Source organism: Xenorhabdus entomophaga (assembly GCF_037996725.1).
In the GTDB taxonomy this organism is placed as follows: Bacteria; Pseudomonadota; Gammaproteobacteria; order Enterobacterales; family Enterobacteriaceae; genus Xenorhabdus; species Xenorhabdus khoisanae.
Genome location: NZ_JBBMXH010000412.1, coordinates 1 through 305, shown reverse-complemented (window position 1 = coordinate 305; position 305 = coordinate 1). Strand labels below are relative to the sequence as shown.

Sequence of the window (305 nt, the reverse complement as noted above, 5' to 3'; positions counted from 1 at the left end):
ATCGACCGTCGGCAGATCGCCCGCCGGAATGGGTTTCCCTTTGTCATCCACCAGACAGTCCAGCACCCTTTGGATGTTCAGACGAGAAGCTTCCCGCCCGCTTCCTGTGTCGCTGAGTTTGTCCACCGACTCTTCCAGATTCATCAGTTCGGCCGCCGTCATGCGGCGCAGGTTCACTTGGGTGCCAAAAAGTGCCACTTCTTTCACATGGGGGCGTGGGGTTAACAAGGCGGCTTTCAGTGCTTTCATTGGGTGACTCCTGTTTTCGGGGTGGCGATACCCCAGACGAGGTTATTCTGTTTGCC

General features: G+C 56.7%; 1 protein-coding gene. It reads right to left on the bottom strand.

Annotation, left to right across the window (positions count from 1 at the left end; translation table 11 throughout):
• On the bottom strand, window positions 1-249 hold a 249-nt coding region (locus tag AAC854_RS23430; protein ID WP_340619175.1), incomplete at its 3' end, for a phage tail protein.
• Window positions 250-305 lie beyond the last annotated feature (56 nt).